Genomic DNA, 23,513 nt, shown 5'->3' on the forward strand with positions numbered 1-23,513 from the left:
CCCGGCGGGGCCGGCGGGTTCGCGTCCGGGTTCACGCCGCCTCCTCCGGGGTCAGCAGGTCCGCGACGTCCAGGACGTGGTAGCCGCGCATCGAGGGCAGGCAGCTGCCGGTGACCGGGGCGATGGCCGCGGCCCACTCCGCCGGGATCGCCCGGACGCCCGACATCGCGCCCGACAGTGCGCCCGCGACCGCCGCCGTGGTGTCGGCGTCGCGGCCCATGTTGACGGCGGTCAGGACGGCCGTGCGGAAGTCCCCCCGGGCCGCCGCGAAGGCGCCGAACGCCAGGCCCACCGCCTCCGGGGCCAGGTCGGTCCACGGGTAGCCGCCGATGACGACCGCCGAGCGGACCTGGCGCTCGCGGACGAGCGGGTCCGGCTGGACCCGCTGGGCCGCCACGACCGCGCGGCGCAGCGAGCGGGCCGTCCACGAGTCCATCGGGACGGCGGAGAGCGCCGCCGCGATCACCGACGTCACGCTCGCCCCCGCCATCGCGGCCGCGACCCCCGCCGCGACCGCCTGGCCGCCGTAGATGCCCTCGCCCTCGTGGCTGACGCTGCCGTCGATCGCGACGAGCCGGGCCGCCTCCGCCGGCCGCCCGGCGGCGAACACCCCGAACGGCGCCGCGCGCATCGCGAGGCCGTCGCTCCAGGCGTGCCGGTGCTGCGCGGAGATCGGCGCCGCGAGCCCCCGCCGCAGGTTCTCCAGGGTGCCCCGCTCCGAGAAGCCCGCGCCCCGGAAAGGGCCTTCGTCGAGGTCGGCGATCCAGCGGTGCCAGGCCCGCTCGACGTGGCGGACGGTGAGGGCCGAGCCGTGCCGGGCGAGCAGCAGCCCCGAGAAGACGGCGTACTCGGTGTCGTCCGTGCCCGCCGGGCTCTCCGTCACGAAGCCCTCGATCCGGCCCCAGCGGCGGCGGATCTCGGAGGGCCGCATGTTCTCGGCGGGCGCGCCGAGCGCGTCGCCGACGGCGAGGCCGAGGAGTGCCCCCCTCGCCCGTTCCCGCGTATCGCATGCCGTGGTGGTGACCATGTGCGGCGGCTCCTTCCTCGGGGAGGCGCACCGTCGGCGCCCCGTCGCCTGGATCTGTGCCACCACGGCCCGCGAACTCGCCGAAGAAACGTCTCTGTCACCCGCCTGACACCCCGCCAGGAACCGGCCCACCGGTGAGGCGAGCCTCAGTAAGTACGGCCTGCCTTGCTGGCGCGCCCCTTACATCGAGCGTATTTTCGAGGGTAGTCGAGGGGGAGGCGGGCCCGTTCCGGTCCGCCCCGGAGGAGGGGAGCACCATGTCCGTCATCGAGGCCCAGGCGCCACTGCACGAGGCCCACCGCGACAACCACACGCACCGTGACGTGAACGGAGGTTGGCTGCGTCCGGCGGTCTTCGGCGCGATGGACGGACTCGTCTCCAACCTCGCCCTGATGACCGGCGTCGCCGGCGGCGCGGTCTCCTCCGGCACCGTCGCCGTCACCGGCCTCGCGGGCCTCGCCGCCGGCGCCTTCTCCATGGCCGCCGGCGAGTACACCTCCGTCGCCTCGCAGCGCGAACTCGTCCAGGCCGAACTGGACGTCGAGCGGAGCCAGTTGCGCAAGCATCCCGTCGACGAGATGGAGGAGCTCGCCGCGCTCTACGTCTCCCGGGGCGTCGAGCCCGCCCTCGCCCGCGAGGTCGCGATGCAGCTCTCGAAGGACCCCGAGCAGGCCCTGGAGATCCACGCCCGCGAGGAGCTGGGCATCGACCCCGACGACCTGCCGTCGCCGGCGGTGGCCGCCGTCTCGTCGTTCGGCTCGTTCGCGCTCGGCGCGCTGCTGCCCGTCCTGCCGTACCTGCTCGGGGCGACCGCCCTCTGGCCGGCCGTGCTGCTCGCCCTCCTCGGGCTCTTCGCCTGCGGCGCCCTGGTGGCCCGGGTGACCGCGCGCGGCTGGCTCTTCAGCGGCCTGCGCCAGCTCGCCCTCGGCGGCGCCGCGGCGGCCGTCACGTACGGACTCGGCATGCTCTTCGGCGCCGCCCTGTAGCCCCGGGGTCCCGGGGCGCCCCCTCTTTTCCGTACACAAGCCGCACATCGCCTGTGACGTATCTCCCTGGCCCGATCCGCCGTCGCGATGAGACACTATGCGGAGCGCCACATACCTAGCCGGTTACCCGGCGGTTTCGGACCTGTGACCAACGGGAAAGAGGCATGAGCGCCAGTGGGCAACGAAGCCCACCCGGCGACGGTTCGCCGGAGGTCCGGAGTCCCTTCGGGCCCCCTCGATCCGTCCCCCGCGGGACAGTGCCTGTCGCCGCACCCCACAGGTGAACCAGTACCACCGCTGCGTATCGGCGGTGTCCGCATGTTGGAACGTGCTATCCGCTTCGCGAGAAGCCAGCCATCATGTAACCTGCACGAAATTTCGCGGAGGGCCAACGTCGTCCCTCGGCATCTGCACATGCCACGACGACGACGGGAGAGCCGATGCGTTCCGACGCCTGGTCGCCCATGGACGGTCGCCCCGCTCCGCAGGGGATGTACGACCCCCGTAACGAACACGACGCCTGCGGCGTCGGGTTCGTGGCCACCCTCACCGGTGTAGCCAGCCACGCGCTGGTGGAGCAGGCGCTGACCGTACTGCGCAACCTCGAACACCGCGGCGCCACCGGCGCCGAGGCCGACTCCGGTGACGGCGCGGGCATCCTGCTCCAGGTCCCGGACGCCTTCCTCCGCGAGGTCGCCGGATTCGAGCTCCCCGAGGCCGGCGCGTACGCCGTCGGCATCGCCTTCCTCCCCGAGGACGGCATCGACGCCACCGTCGCGAAGATCGAGGCCGTCGCCGCCGAGGAGGGCCTGAACGTCCTCGGCTGGCGCGAGGTCCCCGTCGCCCCCGAGCTGCTCGGCGCCTCCGCCCGGTCCACCATGCCGGTCTTCCGCCAGCTCTTCGTGGCGGACGCCGCCGGCGCGGCCACCGGCATCGCGCTCGACCGCAAGGCCTTCGTCCTGCGCAAGCGCGCCGAGCGCGAGGCCGCGACCTACTTCCCGTCGCTCTCCGCCCGCACCCTCGTCTACAAGGGCATGCTGACCACCGGCCAGCTGGAGCCCTTCTTCCCGGACCTGTCGGACCGCCGCTGCGCCACCGCCGTGGCCCTGGTCCACTCCCGGTTCTCCACCAACACCTTCCCGAGCTGGCCGCTGGCCCACCCGTACCGCTTCGTCGCCCACAACGGTGAGATCAACACCGTCAAGGGCAACCGGAACTGGATGACGGCCCGCGAGGCCCAGCTCGCCTCCGACGTCTTCGGAGAGGGCTCGCTGGACCGGATCTTCCCGATCTGCACCCCGGACGCCTCCGACTCGGCCTCCTTCGACGAGGTCCTGGAGCTGCTCCACCTCGGCGGCCGCTCCCTGCCCCACGCGGTCCTCATGATGGTCCCGGAGGCGTGGGAGAACCACGAGAGCATGGACCCGGCCCGCCGCGCCTTCTACCAGTACCACTCCACGATGATGGAGCCCTGGGACGGCCCGGCCTGCGTCACCTTCACCGACGGCGTCCAGGTCGGCGCGGTCCTCGACCGCAACGGTCTGCGCCCCGGCCGCTACTGGGTCACCGACGACGGCCTCGTCGTCCTCTCCTCCGAGGTCGGCGTCCTCGACATCGACCCCGCCAAGGTCGTCCGCAAGGGCCGCCTCCAGCCCGGCAGGATGTTCCTCGTCGACACCGCCGAGCACCGCATCGTCGAGGACGACGAGATCAAGGCCGCCCTCGCCGCCGAGCACCCCTACGCGGAGTGGCTGGAGACCGGCGAGATCGAGCTCTCCGACCTCCCCGAGCGCGAGCACGTCGTCCACACCCACGCCTCGGTCACCCGCCGCCAGCAGACCTTCGGCTACACCGAGGAGGAGCTGCGCGTCATCCTCGCCCCGATGGCCCGCACCGGCGGCGAGCCCCTCGGCTCCATGGGCACGGACTCCCCGATCGCGGCCCTGTCCGCCCGCCCCCGCCTGCTCTTCGACTACTTCACCCAGCTCTTCGCGCAGGTCACCAACCCGCCGCTGGACGCCATCCGCGAGGAGCTCGTCACCTCGCTGCGCTCCTCCCTCGGCCCCCAGGGCAACCTCCTCGAGCCGACCGCCGTGTCGTGTCGCAGCGTCACCCTGCCCTTCCCGGTGATCGACAACGACGAGCTGGCCAAGCTCGTCCACATCAACGCCGACGGCGACATGCCCGGCATGAAGGCCGCGACCCTCTCCGGCCTCTACCGGGTCTCCGGCGGCGGCGACGCCCTCGCCGCCCGCATCGAGGAGATCTGCGCCGAGGCCGACACCGCCATCGAGGGCGGCGCCCGCCTCATCGTGCTCTCCGACCGGCACTCCGACGCCGAGCACGCCCCGATCCCCTCGCTGCTGCTCACCGCGGCCGTCCACCACCACCTCATCCGCACCAAGCAGCGGACCAAGGTGGGCCTGCTCATCGAGGCCGGCGACGTCCGCGAGGTCCACCACGTCGCCCTGCTCATCGGCTACGGCGCCGCCGCCGTCAACCCGTACCTCGCCATGGAGTCCGTCGAGGACCTGGTCCGCGCCGGCACCTTCATCGAGGGCCTGGAGCCCGAGCAGGCCATCCGGAACCTCATCCACGCCCTCGGCAAGGGCGTCCTCAAGGTCATGTCCAAGATGGGCATCTCCACCGTCGCCTCCTACCGCGGCGCCCAGGTCTTCGAGGCCGTCGGCCTCGACGACGAGTTCGTCGCCACGTACTTCAACGGCACCGCCACCAAGATCGGCGGCGCCGGCCTCGACGTCGTCGCCAAGGAGGTCGCCGCCCGCCACGCCAAGGCGTACCCCGCCTCCGGCGTCCCCTCGGCGCACCGCGCCCTGGAGATCGGCGGCGAGTACCAGTGGCGCCGCGAGGGCGAGCCGCACCTGTTCGACCCGGAGACCGTCTTCCGCCTCCAGCACGCCACGCGCACCAAGCGGTACGACATCTTCAAGAAGTACACCGACCGGGTGAACGAGCAGTCCGAGCGGCTGATGACCCTCCGCGGCCTCTTCGGCTTCGCCGCCGAGGGCCGCACCCCGATCCCCCTCGACGAGGTCGAGCCCGCCTCCGAGATCGTCAAGCGCTTCTCCACCGGCGCCATGTCGTACGGCTCCATCTCCAAGGAGGCGCACGAGACCCTGGCCATCGCCATGAACCGGCTCGGTGGCAAGTCCAACACCGGCGAGGGCGGCGAGGACCCGGAGCGCCTGTACGACCCGGAGCGCCGCTCCTCCATCAAGCAGGTCGCCTCCGGCCGCTTCGGCGTCACCAGCGAGTACCTGGTCAACGCCGACGACATCCAGATCAAGATGGCCCAGGGCGCCAAGCCCGGCGAGGGCGGCCAGCTGCCCGGCCACAAGGTCTACCCGTGGGTCGCCAAGACGCGTCACTCGACGCCCGGCGTCGGCCTGATCTCCCCGCCGCCGCACCACGACATCTACTCCATCGAGGACCTGGCGCAGCTGATCCACGACCTCAAGAACGCCAACCCGGTCGCCCGCATCCACGTGAAGCTGGTCTCCGAGGTCGGCGTCGGCACGGTCGCCGCGGGCGTCTCCAAGGCCCACGCGGACGTCGTCCTCATCTCCGGTCACGACGGCGGCACGGGCGCCAGCCCGCTGACCTCCCTCAAGCACGCGGGCGGCCCCTGGGAGCTCGGCCTCGCCGAGACCCAGCAGACCCTGCTGCTCAACGGCCTGCGCGACCGGATCGTCGTCCAGACCGACGGCCAGCTCAAGACCGGCCGCGACGTCGTCATCGCCGCGCTGCTCGGCGCCGAGGAGTTCGGCTTCGCCACCGCGCCGCTCGTCGTCTCCGGCTGCGTCATGATGCGCGTCTGCCACCTCGACACCTGCCCGGTCGGCATCGCCACCCAGAACCCGGTCCTGCGCGACCGCTTCTCCGGCAAGGCCGAGTACGTCGTCAACTTCTTCGAGTTCATCGCCGAGGAGGTCCGCGAGCTCCTCGCCGAGCTGGGCTTCCGCACCCTCGAAGAGGCCGTCGGCCACGCCGAGCTGCTCGACACCAGCCGCGCCGTCACCCACTGGAAGGCCCAGGGCCTCGACCTGGAGCCCCTCTTCCACGTGCCGGACCTCCCGGAGGGCGCGGTCCGCCACGCCCTGGTCGAGCAGGACCACGGCCTGGAGAAGGCCCTCGACAACCAGCTGATCGAGCTGGCCGCCGAGGCCCTGAACGCCCCCTCCGCCGAGCAGGCCCAGCCGGTCCGCGCCCAGGTCGCCATCCGCAACATCAACCGCACGGTCGGCACCATGCTCGGCCACCAGGTCACCAAGAGGTTCGGCGGCGCCGGCCTCCCGGCCGACACGATCGACATCACCTTCACCGGTTCCGCCGGCCAGTCCTTCGGCGCCTTCCTGCCGAGCGGTGTCACCCTCCGCCTGGAGGGCGACGCCAACGACTACGTCGGCAAGGGCCTCTCCGGCGGCCGCGTGATCGTCCGCCCCGACCGGGGCGCCGACCACCTGGCCGAGTACTCCACCATCGCGGGCAACACCATCGCGTACGGCGCGACCGGCGGCGAACTGTTCCTCCGCGGCCGCACCGGCGAGCGCTTCTGCGTCCGCAACTCCGGCGCCCTCGTCGTCTCCGAGGGCGTGGGCGACCACGGCTGCGAGTACATGACCGGCGGCACGGCCGTCGTCCTCGGCGAGACCGGACGCAACTTCGCGGCCGGCATGTCGGGCGGCGTCGCCTACGTGATCGACCTCGACCGGGACAACGTCAACTCCGGCAACCTGGGGGCGATCGAGGCCCTGTCGGCCACCGACGCCGCCTGGCTGCACGACGTCGTGCGCCGCCACCACGAGGAGACCGGCTCCACCGTCGCCGAGAAGCTCCTCGCCGACTGGGACGCCGCGGCGACCCGGTTCAGCAAGATCATCCCCACCACGTACAAGGCAGTGCTCGCCGCCAAGGACGCCGCTGAGCTCGCCGGTCTCTCCGAGGCCGAGACCACCGAGAAGATGATGGAGGCGGCGACCCATGGCTGATCCGAAGGGCTTCCTCACCACCGGCCGCGAGGTCGCCGAGACCCGTCCCGTCGCCGAGCGCGTCCGCGACTGGAACGAGGTCTACGTCCCCGGCTCCCTGCTGCCGATCATCAGCAAGCAGGCCGGCCGCTGCATGGACTGCGGCATCCCGTTCTGCCACAACGGCTGCCCCCTCGGGAACCTGATCCCCGAGTGGAACGACTACGCCTACCGCGAGGACTGGTCGGCGGCGCAGGAGCGCCTGCACGCCACCAACAACTTCCCGGAGTTCACCGGCCGCCTCTGCCCGGCGCCCTGCGAGTCCGCGTGCGTGCTCGGCATCAACCAGCCGGCCGTCACCATCAAGAACGTCGAAGTCTCCATCATCGACAAGGCCTGGGACGGGGGCGACGTCAAGCCGCAGGTGCCCGAGCGCCTCTCCGGCAAGACCGCCGCCGTCATCGGCTCCGGCCCGGCCGGCCTCGCCGCCGCCCAGCAGCTCACCCGGGCCGGCCACACCGTGGTCGTGTACGAGCGCGCCGACCGCATCGGCGGCCTGCTGCGCTACGGCATCCCCGAGTTCAAGATGGAGAAGCGGCACATCAACCGCCGCATCGAGCAGATGCGCGCGGAGGGCACCAAGTTCCGCACCGGCATCGAGATCGGCCGCGACCTGACGGCGACGGACCTGCGCAAGCGGTTCGACGCGGTCGTCATCGCCGCCGGCGCCACCACCGCCCGCGACCTGCCCGTCCCCGGCCGCGAGCTGAACGGCATCCACCAGGCGATGGAGTACCTGCCGCTCGCCAACAAGGTGGTCGAGGGCGACTTCGTCGCCCCGCCGATCACCGCCGAGGGCAAGCACGTCGTCGTCATCGGCGGCGGCGACACCGGCGCCGACTGCGTCGGCACCGCCCACCGCCAGGGCGCGGCCTCCGTCACGCAGCTGGAGATCATGCCCCGCCCGGGCGAGGAGCGGAACGCCGGCCAGCCCTGGCCGACCTTCCCCATGCTGTACAAGGTCACCTCGGCGCACGAGGAGGGCGGCGAGCGGGTCTACTCCGTCTCCACCACCCACTTCGAGGGCGACGAGGACGGCAACGTCCAGTTCCTCCACCTCGTGGAGGTCGAGTTCGTCGACGGCAAGCTGACCCAGAAGCCGGGCACGGAGCGGAAGATCCCCGCCCAGCTGGTCACCCTCGCCATGGGCTTCACCGGCACGGACGTCCAGAACGGCCTGGTCTCCCAGTTCGGCCTGGAGCTGGACGAGCGCGGCAACATCGCCCGCGACGCGGACTTCGCCACCAACGTCGACGGCGTCTTCGTCGCCGGCGACGCGGGCCGCGGCCAGTCGCTCATCGTCTGGGCCATCGCCGAGGGCCGCTCCGCCGCCCGCGGCGTGGACCGGTACCTGACCGGTGCCAGCTCCCTGCCGGCCCCGATCCGCCCGACGGACCGGGCCCTGACGGTCTGACCCGACCGGATCACCCCCCGAACGTCCCGTACAACGACGTACGGAACTGAGCGCGGCGCCCCCCGACCTGTCCCCGACCGGACGACTGGGTGGGCGCCGCGGCGCGTCCGGAGGCTGCCGTACGCTCGACGGACGGCACCGTACGGGGGAGCATTCATGGCACTGAGCCTGCGGAAGGTCGAGGAGACCGCGCCCGCGCTCGTGAGCCTCTACAAGTCGGCGGGGGAGTCGCTGCGGCGGCACGGGATCGACGGGCAGCGGGTCGCCGTCCACCTGGTCCTCGACTACTCCGGGTCGATGAGGCCGTACTACGCGAGCGGTGCCGTGCAGGCGCTCGCGGACCGGGTGCTCGGGCTCTCCGCGCACCTGGACGACGACGGGCGGGTGCCCGTGGTGTTCTTCTCGACCGACGTCGACGCCGAGACCGAGATCCGGCTCGACGCCCACGAGGGGCGGATCGACCGGATCGTCGCCGGGCTCGGGCACATGGGGAGGACGAGCTACCACCTGGCCATGGACGCGGTCGTCGACCACTACCTGGACAGCGGCTCCACCGCGCCCGCGCTCGTCGTCTTCCAGACCGACGGCGGGCCGATCGACAAGCTCGCCGCCGAGCGGTACGTGTGCAAGGCGGCCCGGCTGCCGCTCTTCTGGCAGTTCATCGGATTCGGCGACCCCGGCAGCCGGCAGTTCGACTTCCTGCGCAGGCTGGACGAGCTGGACGTGCCGGGGAAGCGGCCCGTCGACAACGCCGGGTTCTTCCACGCGGGACAGGACCCGAGCCGGGTCCCGGACGCCGAGCTGTACGACCGGCTCGTCTCCGGGTTCCCGGCATGGCTCGCCGCCGCCCGGGAGCGGGGCGTCGTCCGGGGGTGAGGGGCCGGAAACCGGTGGTCGCGGCCCGGGTCCGGCGGGGATCATGACGCCATGACCTCTCTCGTACGCCACGTGACCATCGACTGCGCCGACGCCTACTCCCTCGCCTCCTTCTGGGCCCGGGTCCTCGACTCCCGGCTCTCCGACGACGACAAGCCCGGCGACCCGGAGGCGCTCGTGGAGTCGCCCGGGGCCTCCCTCCTCTTCATCCAGGTGCCCGAGCCGAAGGCCGTGAAGAACCGGGTCCACCTCGACCTCCAGCCGCAGGACCGCACCCGCGACGAGGAGGTCGAGCGGCTGATCGGCCTCGGCGCGACCCTGCTCGACGACCGCCGGAACCCGGACGGCACCGGCTGGGCCACCCTGGGGGACCCCGAGGGGAACGAGTTCTGCGTCGAGCGCGGCCGGGCGGAGCGCGAGGCCGCCGCCTCCTGACGAGGCCGCCTCCCGACCCCCGTACGACCGGGGCGGACGGAAACCGGACAGCGGCGGGGACGTCCGGACCTCCGGGCGGGCGGTCGAGGTCACCGACCCCGGCGTCCTGGAGCGGTACGCCGCCGGGGCGGCCCGCGTGGACGACCCGGCGGCGGCGACGACGCCCCGCCCCGCCGGGACGCCCCCGGTCTGTGAGGTGGACCACGTCGGGGGCGGCTGGGCTGGGCCGATCCGTCCGGGCATCGGGCGGGCGGGGCGGGAAGGTCCCGGGGCGCACTATTGTTCCGGTAGAGAAGGCCGGGACCTCCCAGGGAGCGTTCCGGCAGCAGCAGACAGACCGGGGCCCGCACCGCGCGCCCCGGACAGAGCAGCCGGGGCCCGCATCGCGCAGGTGCGGGCCCCGGCTGCGCCGCGCACCCGGCCAGCAGGGCTCGGCGGCGCACCGGCCAGAAAGGCACGAATGACCCGCTCCGAGCGCCCCCACAAGCGCGGCCCCCGCACCGCGCAGGCGAAGTCCACGTCCCAGCCGAAGGCCTCCCGCGGCGGCCGCCGTCCCGCCGCGCCCCCGCCGCCGAGCGAGTTCACGCCGCCGGTGTCGGTGACGCCCGCGCTGCCCCCGGTGGCCTCCTTCGCCGACCTCGACATGCCCGAGGGCCTGCTGCGGACCCTCGGTGAGCAGGGCGTCACGGAGCCGTTCCCGATCCAGGCCGCGACCCTGCCGAACTCGCTCGCGGGCCGCGACGTGCTCGGCCGGGGCCGCACCGGCTCCGGCAAGACCCTCGCCTTCGGCCTCGCCCTGCTCGCCCGCACCGCGGGCCGCCGCGCCGAGCCGACCGCGCCCCTCGCCCTCGTCCTGGTGCCCACGCGCGAGCTCGCCCAGCAGGTCACCGACGCCCTCACCCCGTACGCCGGGGCCCTGCGGCTGCGGATCACCACCGTCGTCGGCGGCATGTCGATCACCCGGCAGTCGTCCTCGCTGCGGCGCGGCGCCGAGGTGCTCATCGCCACCCCCGGCCGCCTCGCGGACCTCATCGACCGCGGCGACTGCCGGCTCGACCGGGTCGCCGTGACCGTCCTGGACGAGGCCGACCAGATGGCCGACATGGGCTTCCTGCCGCAGGTCACCAAGCTCCTGAAGCAGGTCGAGCCGGGCGGCCAGCGCCTGCTGTTCTCGGCCACCCTCGACCGGAACATCGACCGCCTGGTCAAGATGTTCCTGGACGACCCGGTCGTGCACTCCGTCGACCCGTCGGCCGGCGCGGTCACCACCATGGAGCACCACGTCCTGTACGTGGCCGACGAGACCGACAAGAAGGCCGTCACGCTGCGGATCGCGGCCCGCGACGGGCGCACGATCCTCTTCCTCGACACCAAGCGGTCCGTGGACCGGCTCGTCAAGCGGCTCCTCGCCAACGGCGTGCGGGCCTCGGGCCTGCACGGCGGGCGCTCGCAGCCGCAGCGCAACCGGACCCTGGACCAGTTCAAGAACGGTCAGGTCACCACGCTCGTCGCGACGAACGTGGCGGCCCGCGGCATCCACGTCGACGACCTCGACATGGTCGTGAACGTCGACCCGCCGATGGACCACAAGGACTATCTGCACCGCGGCGGCCGCACCGCCCGCGCCGGCGAGTCCGGCAGCGTCTTCACCCTGGTCCTGCCCGACCAGAAGCGCGACATGGGCCGGCTGATGTCCAACGCGGGCATCAGCCCCCGCACGGCGCAGATCAAGTCCAGCGACGAGGAGCTGGCCGAGCTCACCGGCGCCCGGGAGCCCTCGGGCGTCCCGGTCGTCATCGAGACCCCGCAGCCCACCCCGCCCCGCAAGCCGGCGGGCGGCGGCAGCGGCAGCGGCAGTGGCGGCGGTCGCCGCCGTCGCCGCCCGGCCGCCTCCACCGGGACCGGCGCGTCCACCGGCTCGGCGCGCGGCTCCGCCTCCGGTACGGGTACGGGCGGGGGCCGCGGTTCCGGTACGGGCGGCGGCCGTGCCGCCGGTACGGGCCGGGGCGCGGGCACCGGTCGCGCCGCCGCCTCCGCCGGGGGCGGTCGCGGCGGGCGCCGGACGGCGGGCGCGGGCCGCCCCCGCGGTCCCCGGCAGCGGCCGGCCGACAACACGTAATCCCGTACGGGATCCGGACGCGGGCGGTGTCGTGACCACGGCGCCGCCCGCTTCCGTCACCGCACGCGCCCCGTCTTCACAGGTCCCGTACGTACGGGAACGAGCGGTCAACATCCGGGGAATGGAAGCCCGTCGGGGTTCCCCGCCGGAATCCACGCGCATCATCATCACAGGCATGCGAATCCCCCCTCGGTTCACCCTCGCCGGCGGTGTCGCCACCGCCCTCCTGTCCTCCCTCCTCCTCGGCGCCCCGGCCACCGCCGCCCCGGCCCCCGGGCCCGCCCCCCTCTCCGCCCGCGCCGTCGTCGCGGCCGTCGGGGACGTCTGCTACTCCGACCTGCCCTCCCAGGCCCACACCACCCTCGGCCTGATCGACGCGGGCGGCCCCTTCCCGTACCGCCAGGACGGCTCCGTCTTCCAGAACAGGGAGGGGATCCTGCCCTCCCGCGCGTCCGGCTACTACCACGAGTACACGGTGAAGACCCCGGGCTCCACGACCCGGGGCGCCCGTCGGATCGTCACCGGGAACGCGGCCCGGGAGGACTACTACACCGCCGACCACTACGCCTCGTTCGACCTGATCGACCACGGCTGCTGAGCGCCCGGCGGTCTCAGGTGCGGCGCGGGGCCGTCCACTCCAGACGGGTCCTGACCCGGGGGTCCCGGACGTGTTCGAGGGCGGCGAGCGCCGTCTCGCGCGCCGCGCCGTCCGCCTCGCCGTCCGCGAGGACCGCCGCGAGCGCGTCGACGGCGCGCGGGTCCTGGCGGATCGCGAGCCCGCGCGCCGCCTCCGCCGCCGTCTCCGGGTCGGGGTCGTCGAGCCGTTCGGCCAGGCCCTCCCGTACGAGCGGGGTGTCGTCGGGCAGTTCGGCGAGCGCGAGCGTCGCCCAGTCCCGCACCCGGGCGTCGCCGTCCCGGCTCAGCGCGAGCAGCACCCCCAGGGCCTCGACGTGCCCGGCCGGGACGATTCCGGCCAGGGCGCTCGCGACGGCCCCGCGCACCACCGCGTCGGGATGCCCGGCGGCCGCGAGCAGTTCGGGCACGGCCGCCGGGTCACCGCACCGCCCGAGCGCCGTCACCACCGACAGGACGGGCTCCCGCGCGGTACCCGCCGTGCCCGCCGGCTCCGCCGCGAGCCGCCGCAGGACCGGCAGGGCGCTCTGCGCGAACCCCGGAAGGGCGCCCAGGACCCGCGCGCCGAGGGCCCGCCGCAGCGGGTCGCGGTAGGCGCACCAGCCGGCCGCCGCCACGAAGGTCTCCTCGTCGGCCCGGCCCGCCAGCTCGGCCACCGCGGTCGTCCAGTCGTCCAGTGCGGGGTCGCCGCACCGCAGCGCCCGCGCCGCCAGCTCCTCGACGGGGGTGCGCAGGCCCAGCGAGGCCTCCAGGAGCGTGGCGATCGCCGCGTGCCCGGTCTGCCGGTCGTCGCCGCGCCCGGGAGCGCCGTCCTCCCGCAGCAGCTCCACGACGACCGTGATCCCGCCGTCCTCCCGGACCCGGCGGACCACCGCCTCGTACGTCTGCCCGCCCTCGTTCCCGGCGACGAGCCCGCGCCGCAGTTCGGCCGCGATGTCGGCGCCGATCCACCGCCGCGCCTCCCGGAGCGCGGCCTCCCGGCCGCCCGCCCCGTGGTCGAGGAGCGCCCGCACGCAGCCGGTGGAGCCGCGCCGGGCGGCGGCGAGGAGCGGGGCGAGCCCGTCGGGGCCGCGCCGGTCGGGGTCGGCGCCGTGCTCCAGGAGGAGCCGCGCGATGTCGGCGTACCCGAGCCGCAGGGCCCACGCGAGGGCCGTGAAGCCGTACCCCTCCTCCTGGTCCGCCGCCGCGCCCGCCGCCAGCAGCGCCCGTACCGTCTCGGTGTGCCCGCAGCAGGCCGCCCCGCACAGCGGCAGGTCGCCGTCCTCCTCGCCGCTGCCCCGGCCGGGGTCCGCCCCGGCGGCGAGCAGCACCCGGACGATCCCGGCCTCGCCCCCGACGGACGCCCGGTACAGGGCGGTCTCCCCGTCCTCCCGCCCCTCGGGATCGGCCCCCTCCCGCAGGGCCCGTACGGCCCCGTCCTCGTCCCCGTGCAGGATCGCGTCGAACAGCGTGCTCATGCCCCGACCCTGACCCGCCGTCGGCACATGGCGCAAATCGATTCCCGATGGGCGTGCGGTGCGGGGGACCTGAGCCCTTTTCAGGCCACGCACTCCAGAACCGTCCCGCACAGCCCGCACCGGGCCCGCAGCGTCCGCCCGGCCGGGATCCGCAGCCGCCGGCGGCAGACCGGGCAGGAGAAGGAGACGCGGGCGGCGGGGGACCCGCCGTCGAAGGCGTACGGGGCGCCCTCGCCGGCCCGGCCCCGGCGCCGCTCCCAGACGTACCGGCCGCGCTCGACCGGGCCCGCCCCGGCGAGCGGCGGCGCCGTCCGCTCCCGGGCCGCCTCGGCCCGGCCCCGCACCCACGCGTCGTACGCCACCTGGCTGGTGAACCACGGCGACGGGTCCTCGCCGAAGACCTCGGCCCGCTTGGCGAGGACGTAGCCGAACTCCTCCGGGGTCAGATAGCCGAGCTTCTGGTGCTCGACGCCGTCCTCGCGGTACGCGTCGAGCAGCAGCCAGCCGGCGCCCAGGTAGGCGGCGGCCACGTCGGTGAGGATCTCGTTCTCGGCGGTGCGCGGGAAGCGCAGGTCGAGGCGGTGCAGCAGCACGTGGGTGATCTCGTGGGCGAGGACCGCGCCGATGTCCCTGCGGCGGGTCCGGAAGCGCTCGTTCACCTCCACGAAGTACTCGGGTCCGGGTGCGAGCTCCACGGTGCCGGCGTGCTCCATCCGCCGGAAGGACACCACCATCCGGGCCTCGGGCAGCCGCAGGTGCCGGACGAGCGCGCGGGCCACCCGCCGGGTCCCCAGGTGCAGGTCCTCGCGGTCGTCGATGGCCACGTCGGCGGCGGCCACGCTCGTCGGCCGGCGGCGCACGCCGTCGGGGGAGAGGCGCCGGTAGAGCGCGGTGAGCGAGGCCCCGACCACGGCCCGGTGCGGAAAGCCGTGGACGACACGGTCGGCCTCGTGACGGTGCGGCATGCCGGATCCCCCCTTCCGTTCACTGTACGGTCCCTCACATCGCATCTGGCCGAAAAGGCTTCCTTGTGACGGCGGTTGAGCGCTGTTCATAATGCGGACCACGCCTTGACGAGCGCATGTCACAAGTCGTCGAGGTCGACCCCCCACGAGAGAAGGCAGATACGTGAAGAAGAACAGAGTGGTCCGCGCGCTCCAGAAGCTCGCCGCCGCCGGCGCCGTCGTCCTCGCCGCCGTCAGCCTCCAGCCCACCACCGCCTCCGCCGCCCCGGCCCCCGTCGTCGGCGGCACCCGCGCCGCCCAGGGCGAGTTCCCCTGGATGGTCAGGCTCTCCATGGGCTGCGGCGGCTCGCTGATCAGCCCGCAGGTCGTCCTCACCGCCGCCCACTGTGTGAGCGGCTCCGGCAACAACACCGGCATCACCGCCACCGCCGGAGTCGTGGACCTCCAGAGCAGCAGCGCCATCAAGGTCAGGTCGACCAAGGTCCTCCAGGCCCCCGGCTACAACGGCAAGGGCAAGGACTGGGCCCTCATCAAGCTCGCCAGCCCCATCACCTCCCTGCCCACCCTCAAGCTCGCCGAGACCACCGCCTACAACAGCGGCACCTTCACGGTGGCCGGCTGGGGCGCCGCCCGCGAGGGCGGGGCGCAGCAGCGCTACCTGCTCAAGGCGAACGTCCCGTTCGTCTCCGACGCCTCCTGCAAGGCCTCCTACGGCAACGAGCTCGTCCCCGCCGAGGAGATCTGCGCCGGCTACGCCCAGGGCGGCACCGACACCTGCCAGGGCGACTCCGGCGGCCCCATGTTCCGCAAGGACAACGCCGGAGCCTGGGTCCAGGTCGGCATCGTGAGCTGGGGCCAGGGCTGCGCCCGGCCCAACTACCCCGGCGTCTACACGGAGGTCTCGACCTTCGCCGCCGCGATCAAGTCCGCCGCCGCCACGCTGTAGCGGCACCCCGTGAACGGGCGCTCCGGGGCGGCCTCGGCCCCGGAGCGCCCTTCCCGCACACCGGGCCGGTGTGGGCCGGCCCGGTGTGCACGGCCCCCTCCCGGGAGGACGGGGAATCAGACCGGGTCCAGCACCACCCCGGACCCCGCCTCCCCCTCCAGCTCCAGGACCCACACCTCGTTCGCCCCCTCCCGCAGCACCGGACCCGGCACGAACAGCGCCTCCTGCGGACCGGCCGACCAGTAGCGGCCCAGGCAGAAGCCGTTCACCCACACGAAGCCCCGGGTCGCGCCCGGCAGCCGCAGCACCGCGTCCCCCGCGCCCGCCACGGCGAGGACCGCCCGGTGGAGCCCCGGCCCGGAGCGGACCTCCTCGAACGGCACCCTCCCGACCGCCGCCGCCTCGAACGCGTCCAGCCGCAGCCCCCGCGCCCGCACCCCGTGCACGTACTGCCGCTCGTGCCGCACGCCCCCGGTGATCCCCTTCGGCTCCGCGAGCCGCGGCCCGTAGTTGACCCGGCCCAGGGACTCCACCCACAGGTCCACCACCGCCGGACCGGCCACCGGCTCCGCGAGCGCCACGTCCTCCCCCGCCGCCGTCTCCAGGACCCCCGCCGGCCGCCCGTCCACGTACACCACCGCCCGGTCCCGCAGCCCCGTCACCCCCAGCGGGTACGGCTGCCGGGGACCCGGCACCGCCACCCGGTAGCGGACCAGGCCCCGGTCCACACCCAGCTCCTCGAAGGTCGGCGGCACCGCCGCCACCACCTCCCCGTCACCGAGGACCTCCAGGACCGCGTCCAGCGGCGCCCGCCCCTCGAAACCGGCCCGCACCGGGGCCGCGAGCCGGGCCGGGGGCTCCGGCACCTCCGGCAGCGGACCCTCCGCGTACTCCGCGAGCACCTCGCGGAAGCGCCAGAACTTCTCCGTCGGCCGCCCCGCCTCGTCCACCGGCGCGTCGTAGTCGTACGAGGTCACCGTCGGCCGCAGCGGGCCGTCGTGCAGCTCCCCGTCCCGGTTCGCCCCCGCCCAGCCGCCGAAGTTCGTCCCGCCGTGCGCCATGTACACGTTGACCGAGGCCCCGCACTCCAGGACCTCCCGCAGCGCCGCCGCCGCGTCCGCCGCCTCCCGCACCGCGTGCTCCGTGCCCCAGTGGTCGAACCAGCCGCACCAGAACTCCATGCACATCAGCGGCCCCGACGCCCGGTGCCGCCGCAGCGTCGCGAACCCCTCCCGCGCCCCCGAGCCGAAGTTCGCCGTCGCGAGCACCCCCGGCACCGAACCGCCCGTCAGCATGTGGTCCTCCGGACCGTCCGAGGTGAACAGCGGCACCACCACCCCGCACTCCCGCAGCAGCCCCGCCAGCCACTCCAGATACACCGGATCGCTGCCGTAACTCCCGTACTCGTTCTCCACCTGCACCAGGACCACCGGCCCGCCCCGGTCCACCTGCCGCTCCACCACCTGCGGCAGCAGCCGCCGGAACCAGGCCTCCACCGGCCCCAGGAACTCCGGGTCCCGGGTCCGCACCCGCCGCCCGAGCGGCCCGGTCAGCCAGTGCGGCAGCCCGCCGTTCTCCCACTCGGCGCAGATGTACGGCCCCGGGCGCACGATCGCCCGCATCCCCGCCCGCCCCACCGCGTCCAGGAACCGGCCGAGCGCCGCCACGTCCCCGTACCGGCCGGGCTCCGGCTCGTACAGGTTCCACGGGACGTACGTCTCCACGCAGTCCAGGCCCATCGCCCGCAGCATCCCCAGCCGGTGCTCCCAGTGGCCCTCGTGCACCCGGAAGTAGTGCAGCGCCCCCGACAGCAGCCGCACCGGCCGCCCGTCGAGCAGGAAGTCCTCGTCACCCACAGCGAACGTGCTCATGGGCACCACCTCACCCCCTGGCGGGGAAGCCGTCCATGGACAAAGATCGTCGCAGTTTGGACGTTAGGGCCCGTCCGGCGGCTCGGGGTCGGACAGGCCCCGGGCCCACCCGCACGAGGCCCCGGGGAAGGGGCACCGCCGGCATGTACCACACCTGGATGCGCTACTTCACGCCCAGCCCCGTCCACCACCGCCTCGGCCTCGTCTGCCTCGGCGTCGGACTCCAGCACGGCACCCTGCCCACCGTCGGACCCCGCACCCTCGACCACCACGTGGCCGTCGTCGTCTCCGCCGGCGGCGGCTGGTACCGGGGCGCCGACGGACGGCGCACCGCCGTCACCGCCCCCGCCCTGATCTGGCTCACCCCCGGCACCCCCCACCACTACGGCGCCGACCCCGGCACCGGCTGGGACGAGGCCTTCGTCGACTTCTCCGGACCCGCCGCCGCCACGTACACCGAACTCGGCTACATCGAACCCGACCGGCCCGTCGTCCCGCTCTCCGACGCCGCCCCCGCCCGCGCCGCCATCGCCCGGATCGCCCGCTCCGCCCGCCCCGGCAACCCCCTCCTGGAGGTCGAGACCGGCGCCGCCGTCCACGAACTCCTCGTCGTCCTGCGCCGCGCCCGCGCCGACACCAACGCCGACGGCGACCCCGTCCTCGCCGCCCTCGCCCGCGACGCCTTCCAGCCGCTCTCCGTCGCCGAGCACGCCGCCCGCCACGGCATGACCCCCGCCGAACTGCGCACCGCCGTCCGCCGCGCCGCCGGGTGCAGCCCCAAGGACTACCTGCTCACCGTCCGCCTCGGCCGCGCCAAGGAACTCCTCGCCGCCACCGAACTGCCCGTCTCCGCCGTCGCCCGCCGCGTCGGCTACGACGACCCCGCCTACTTCTCCCGGCTCTTCACCCGCCGGGTCGGCACCGCCCCCATCCGCTTCCGCGAACAGCAGGGCCGGTCCGTGCCCGGCGGCTGGAGCAACCGCGTCCCGGATCCCGAACACCCGCCGACGATCCTTCCGCGCTCCGTCTAAGCTCGCAGATCATGAGCGACTCGACCCCGACCCCGGCCTCCGCACCGACCCCGGCCCCCGCGCCGACCCACGCGCCGTCCCCGGCCCCGGCCGCCGAGAAGACCCCGGCCGCCGAGAAGACCCCGGCCACCGACGACGCCGTACGCGCCGAGCTGACCCGGCTGCGCGACAGCATCGACAACATCGACGCGGCGGTCGTCCACATGCTCGCCGAGCGCTTCAAGTGCACCCAGCAGGTCGGCGTCCTCAAGGCCGAGCACCAGCTGCCGCCCGCCGACCCCGCTCGCGAGGCCCGCCAGATCGCCCGCCTGCGGGAACTCGCCGAGAGCGCGAAACTGGACCCCGCCTTCGCGGAGAAGCTCCTGAACTTCATCATCGCCGAGGTCATCCGCCACCACGAGACGATCGCGGACGGCACACGCTGAGGGACCCGCCGGGGGAGCACCCGACGCACCACCCCGGCACCCCGCGCCCCGGCAGGTCACACCCCGGCACCCCACACCCCGGCAGGTCACGCCCCGGCAAGGTTCTCCCCGCACCCCTGCCGACCGCCCCGGCCATCGGGCAGCATAGGGCCCATGTCCGTACTGACGCGCGACGAAGCGCAGACCCGTGCCCAGCTCCTCGACGTCCACCACTACCGCGTGGACCTCGACCTCACCACCGGCGCAGAGACCTTCGAGTCCACCAGCACCGTCCGATTCACCGCCCGCGCCGCCGGGGACACCTTCGTCGAGCTCAAGCCCGTCACCCTGCACTCCGCCACCTTCGACGGAGAGCCCCTCGACCCCGCCGCCCTCGACGGCAACCGGCTCCCGCTGAGCCTCACCGAGGGCGAACACGAGCTGCGCGTCACCGCCACCATGCGCTACTCCCGCACCGGCGAGGGCATGCACCGCTTCACGGACCCCACCGACGGCGAGTCCTACGTCTACACCCAGCTCTTCATGGAGGACGTCCAGCGCGTCTTCGCCGCCTTCGACCAGCCCGACCTCAAGGCCGTCTTCGAGGTCGCCGTCACCGCCCCCGACGACTGGACCGTCCTCGCCAACGGCATCACCGAACGGCAGCCCGACGGCACCTGGAAGGCCGCCCCCACCCCCCTCCTCTCCACCTACTTCGTCTGCGTCGCCGCCGGCCCCTGGCACTCGGTCCGCACCGAGCACGCCGGCCTCCCCTTCGGCATCCACTGCCGCCGCTCCCTCGCCCCCCACCTCGACGCCGACGCCGACGAGATCCTCGCCGTCACCAAGGCCTGCTACGACCGCTACCACGAGAAGTTCGACGAGCCCTACCCCTTCGACTCGTACGACCAGGCCTTCGTCCCCGAGTTCAACGCCGGCGCCATGGAGAACCCCGGCCTCGTCACCTTCCGCGACGAGTTCGTCTTCCGCTCCGCCGTCACCGTCACCGAACGCCAGACCCGCGCCATGGTCATCGCCCACGAGATGGCCCACATGTGGTTCGGCGACCTCGTCACCCTCCGCTGGTGGGACGACATCTGGCTGAACGAGTCCTTCGCCGAGTACATGGGCTACCAGACCGTCAACGAGGCCTGCTCCGACCTCTTCCCCGACACCTGGATCGACTTCGGCGTCACCCGCAAGGCCTGGGGCTACGAGGCCGACCAGCGGCCCTCCACCCACCCCGTCGCCCCCGACCCCGAGGCCGTCCCCGACACCGCCTCCGCCCTCCTCAACTTCGACGGCATCTCCTACGCCAAGGGCGCCTCCGCCCTCCGCCAGCTCGTCGCCTGGCTCGGCGAGAAGGACTTCCTCGCCGGCATCAACATCCACTTCAAGCGGCACAGGTTCGGCAACGCCACCCTCGCCGACTTCATCGACAACCTCGCCGCCGCCACCGACCGCGACGTCCACGGCTGGGCCGAACAGTGGCTGCGCACCACCGGCGTCGACACCCTCACCCCCCGCCTCGACGGCGAGGGCCTCCACTGGAACCTCACCGTCGACCGCGCCGGCACCCGCCCCCACCGCATCTCCGTCGGCGTCTACGACCGCGACCCCTCCGGCGACCTCGTCCTGCGCGAACGCCGCGAACTCGACGTCCCCCAGGACGCCCCCGCCGAACTCGCCGGCCCCCGACCCGCCCTCGTCGTCCTCAACGACGAGGACCTCACCTACACCAAGCTCCGCTTCGACGGGACCTCCGAGGAGTCCGCCCTGCGCGGCCTCTCCCGCATCCCCGACCCGCTCACCCGCGCCGTCCTCTGGAACGCGCTGCGCGACCAGGTCCGCGACGGCGACCTCACCCCCGCCGAGTACCTGGAGACCGCCCTCGCGCACCTCCCCGAGGAGACCGAACTCGCCCTCGTCCAGGGAGTCCTGGCCTTCGCCCGCCACCAGATCGCCGACCACTGCGTCCCCGCCGAGGAGCGCCCCGCCGCCCTCGCCACGATCAACGGCATCGCCCGCGCCCTGCTGCGCCGCACCGAGGACGGCGAAGCCCCCGGACTGCGCCTCACCGCCGTCCGCGCCTTCGTCGACAGCGCCACCACCCCCGACAAGATCGCCTCCTGGCTCGACGAGGGCACCGTCCACGGCGGCCCCGAGCTCGACCCCGAACTGCGCTGGCGCATCCTCGCCCGGCTCGCCGCCCTCGGCGCCACCGACGAGACCGCCATCGCCGCCGAGCTGGAGCGCGACCCCAGCGCCACCGGCCAGGAGGGCGCCGCCCGCTGCCGCGCCGCCCTGCCCGACCCCGAGGCGAAGGCGGCCGCCTGGTCCGCGCTCTTCGACTCCGACGACCTCTCCAACTACCTCTTCACCGCCACCGCCCAGGGCTTCTGGCAGCCCGAACAGGCCGACCTCGTAAGGGAGTACGTGCCCCGCTTCTACGAGGCGGCCGTCGCCCTCGGCGACCGCCGGGGCCCCGCCATGGCCGAGGCCGCCGGCCGCCACGCCTTCCCCGCCCACGCGGTCGACGCCGACTCCCTCGCCCTCGGCGAACGCCACCTGGCCGACACCCCCATGATCCCGGCCCTCCGCCGCAAGCTCGTCGACCAGCTCGACGACCTCCGCCGGGCCCTGAAGGTCAGGGAAGGCTGAACCGGGCACGGTGCGGGGACCCCCGGTCCCCGCACCGACCGCCCCCGAAACACCACCCCGTGTCCCCCGTTCGGGTCACACCCCCGCACTCTCCGGACAAACGCCCGCACCCCCCGGCACCCTGTCGTCCATGCGTGCCGCACCCCCACCCCTCGCCGGAGGCGCCCCCGGCGCCGACGCCCTGCGGCCCCTCCTGGGCGCCGTCCTCGACGCCCTGCGCACCGGCGCCGAGGAACGCGGCGGCCCCCTCCCGGCCGGGGGACCGGAGGCCGCGGCACGCCGCACGGCAGGCCTCGGAGCCGTACTCCCCGAGACCGGAACCGGCCCCGACGAAGCCCTCCGCACCCTCGTCCACGCCCTCGCCGCCGGCGCCGCGGACCCCGCCGACCCGCTCTGCGCCGCCCACCTCCACACCCCGCCCCTCGCCCTCGCCGCCGCCGCCGACCTGGCCGCCTCCGCGCTCAACCCCTCCATGGACTCCTGGGACCAGGCCCCCGCCGCCTCCGCCCTGGAAGCCGAGGTCACCGCCGCGCTCGCCGCCGAGGTGTTCCCGGACGCCCCCCGCCCCGACGCCCTCGTCACCACCGGCGGCACCGAATCCAACCAACTCGCCCTCCTCCTCGCCCGGGAACGCCACACCGGGAAAGACCCCCTCCGCACCGTCGTCGGCACCAACGCCCACCACTCCTTCCGGCGCGCCGCCTGGCTCCTCGGCCTCCCCGCCCCCGTCGTCGTCCCCACCCCGCGCGGCACCCTCGACCCCGCCGCCCTCCACACGACCCTCACCACCACCCCCGGCCCGCTCCTCGTCGCCGCCACCGCCGGCACCACCGACGAGGGCCTGATCGACCCGCTCCCGGAGATCGCCGACGTCTGCGCCGCCCACGGCGCCGACCTCCACGCCGACGCCGCCTACGGCGGCCCCCTCCTCTTCAGCCGCACCCACCGCCGGCTCCTCGACGGCCTCGACCGCGCCCGCACCGTCACCGTCGACCTGCACAAACTCGGCTGGCAGCCCGCCGCCGCCGGACTCCTCGCCGTCCGCGACACGAACGACCTCGCCCCCCTCGCCCACACCGCCGACTACCTCAACGCCGACGACGACACCGACGCCGGCCTCCCCGACCTCCTCGGCCGCTCCCCGCGCACCACCCGCCGCCCCGACGTCCTCAAGGCCGCCGTCACCCTCCGCGCCCTCGGCCGCACCGGACTCGGCGCCCTCGTCGACACCTGCATGGACCTCGCCCAGGACCTCGCCGACCGCGTCGAGAAGACCCCCGGCCTCGACCTGCGCGCCCGGCCCGCCCTCACCACCGTCCTCTTCCGGCCCCGCGGCGCCGACGACGCCGCCGTCGCCGCGATCCGCCGCTCCCTCCTCACCGGGGGCCGGGCGGTCCTCGGCCGGGCCCGCGCCGACGGCCGCCTCTGGCTCAAGGCCACCCTGCTCAACCCCCACGCCACCCCCGGCGACCTGGACCAGCTCATCACCCTCGTGGAAGGCAGCGCGCACCGATGACCGGCAACACCCCCGAACAGGACACCGACCGGCCCCGGCACCCCCGGGACACCCCGCCCCCCGACCACCCCCACGGACAGGACCCCGCCCCCGACCGCCCCCACCCCACCCCACGACTCGTCCT

At 74.3% G+C, this 23,513-nt stretch carries 16 protein-coding genes; 12 read left to right on the forward strand and 4 right to left on the reverse strand.

Annotated features, from left to right (window positions below):
- Positions 1-31: 31 nt before the first annotated feature.
- A complete protein-coding gene (locus tag OO47_RS02255; RefSeq protein WP_030205388.1) occupies positions 32-1,027 on the reverse strand; it encodes an ADP-ribosylglycohydrolase family protein in 996 nt (331 codons plus the stop codon).
- A gap of 257 nt (positions 1,028-1,284) precedes the next feature.
- On the opposite strand from OO47_RS02255, the gene OO47_RS02260 reads away from it, so the two are divergent.
- The 7 genes from OO47_RS02260 to OO47_RS02290 all read left to right on the forward strand — a co-directional run bounded on the left by OO47_RS02260 (position 1,285) and on the right by OO47_RS02290 (position 12,503).
- Positions 1,285-2,013, forward strand: coding sequence for a VIT1/CCC1 transporter family protein (locus tag OO47_RS02260; protein ID WP_030205386.1), 729 nt, complete (start codon positions 1,285-1,287; stop codon positions 2,011-2,013).
- Between the two features lie 440 nt (positions 2,014-2,453).
- Positions 2,454-7,022: a glutamate synthase large subunit gene (gene gltB / locus OO47_RS02265; protein WP_030205379.1), complete on the forward strand. Its 4,569-nt coding sequence runs from the start codon at positions 2,454-2,456 to the stop codon at positions 7,020-7,022.
- Positions 7,015-8,475, forward strand: coding sequence for a glutamate synthase subunit beta (locus OO47_RS02270; protein WP_030205377.1), 1,461 nt, complete (start codon positions 7,015-7,017; stop codon positions 8,473-8,475). Before gltB ends, OO47_RS02270 begins: the two co-directional genes overlap by 8 nt.
- Before the next feature lie 156 nt (positions 8,476-8,631).
- Positions 8,632-9,351, forward strand: a complete 720-nt coding sequence (locus OO47_RS02275; protein WP_030205376.1) for a VWA domain-containing protein — start codon at positions 8,632-8,634, stop codon at positions 9,349-9,351.
- Between the two features lie 51 nt (positions 9,352-9,402).
- Positions 9,403-9,786 carry a VOC family protein gene (locus OO47_RS02280; protein WP_030205374.1) on the forward strand — a complete coding sequence of 128 codons (384 nt, stop codon included), beginning with the start codon at positions 9,403-9,405 and terminating at the stop codon, positions 9,784-9,786.
- 460 nt (positions 9,787-10,246) lie between these two features.
- On the forward strand, positions 10,247-11,905 hold the full coding sequence (locus OO47_RS02285; RefSeq protein WP_030205372.1) for a DEAD/DEAH box helicase: 1,659 nt from the start codon (positions 10,247-10,249) through the stop codon (positions 11,903-11,905).
- Positions 11,906-12,080: 175 nt separating this feature from the next.
- A complete protein-coding gene (locus OO47_RS02290) occupies positions 12,081-12,503 on the forward strand; it encodes a ribonuclease domain-containing protein (RefSeq protein WP_030205370.1) in 423 nt (140 codons plus the stop codon).
- 13 nt (positions 12,504-12,516) lie between these two features.
- Here OO47_RS02290 and OO47_RS02295 read toward each other — a convergent pair whose 3' ends face one another.
- Together OO47_RS02295 and OO47_RS02300 are read right to left on the reverse strand one after the other, a co-directional pair.
- On the reverse strand, positions 12,517-13,995 hold the full coding sequence (locus OO47_RS02295; RefSeq protein WP_051715142.1) for an ankyrin repeat domain-containing protein: 1,479 nt from the start codon (positions 13,993-13,995) through the stop codon (positions 12,517-12,519).
- An 80-nt stretch (positions 13,996-14,075) separates the two neighbouring features.
- Entirely contained in the window at positions 14,076-14,960 is an 885-nt protein-coding gene (locus OO47_RS02300; RefSeq protein WP_030205365.1) for a hypothetical protein, read from the reverse strand.
- A gap of 163 nt (positions 14,961-15,123) precedes the next feature.
- Between OO47_RS02300 and OO47_RS02305 the strand changes: the two genes are divergently transcribed.
- Positions 15,124-15,906 carry a S1 family peptidase gene (locus tag OO47_RS02305; protein WP_030205363.1) on the forward strand — a complete coding sequence of 261 codons (783 nt, stop codon included), beginning with the start codon at positions 15,124-15,126 and terminating at the stop codon, positions 15,904-15,906.
- A 116-nt stretch (positions 15,907-16,022) separates the two neighbouring features.
- On the opposite strand, the gene OO47_RS02310 is transcribed toward OO47_RS02305, so the two are convergent.
- On the reverse strand, positions 16,023-17,777 hold the full coding sequence (locus tag OO47_RS02310; protein WP_030205360.1) for a glycoside hydrolase family 35 protein: 1,755 nt from the start codon (positions 17,775-17,777) through the stop codon (positions 16,023-16,025).
- A gap of 143 nt (positions 17,778-17,920) precedes the next feature.
- Between OO47_RS02310 and OO47_RS02315 the strand changes: the two genes are divergently transcribed.
- The 4 genes from OO47_RS02315 to OO47_RS02330 all read left to right on the forward strand — a co-directional run bounded on the left by OO47_RS02315 (position 17,921) and on the right by OO47_RS02330 (position 23,389).
- On the forward strand, positions 17,921-18,808 hold the full coding sequence (locus tag OO47_RS02315) for an AraC family transcriptional regulator (protein ID WP_030205357.1): 888 nt from the start codon (positions 17,921-17,923) through the stop codon (positions 18,806-18,808).
- An 11-nt stretch (positions 18,809-18,819) separates the two neighbouring features.
- Positions 18,820-19,233, forward strand: a complete 414-nt coding sequence (locus tag OO47_RS02320) for a chorismate mutase (RefSeq protein WP_033207782.1) — start codon at positions 18,820-18,822, stop codon at positions 19,231-19,233.
- A 153-nt stretch (positions 19,234-19,386) separates the two neighbouring features.
- Positions 19,387-21,873, forward strand: a complete 2,487-nt coding sequence (pepN, locus tag OO47_RS02325; protein ID WP_030205352.1) for an aminopeptidase N — start codon at positions 19,387-19,389, stop codon at positions 21,871-21,873.
- A 130-nt stretch (positions 21,874-22,003) separates the two neighbouring features.
- Positions 22,004-23,389, forward strand: coding sequence for a pyridoxal phosphate-dependent decarboxylase family protein (locus tag OO47_RS02330; protein WP_030205349.1), 1,386 nt, complete (start codon positions 22,004-22,006; stop codon positions 23,387-23,389).
- The last annotated feature ends 124 nt before the right edge of the window (positions 23,390-23,513 follow it).

The sequence above is a fragment of the Streptomyces bikiniensis genome (genome assembly GCF_000716625.1).
Lineage (GTDB): Bacteria > Actinomycetota > Actinomycetes > Streptomycetales > Streptomycetaceae > Streptomyces > Streptomyces bikiniensis.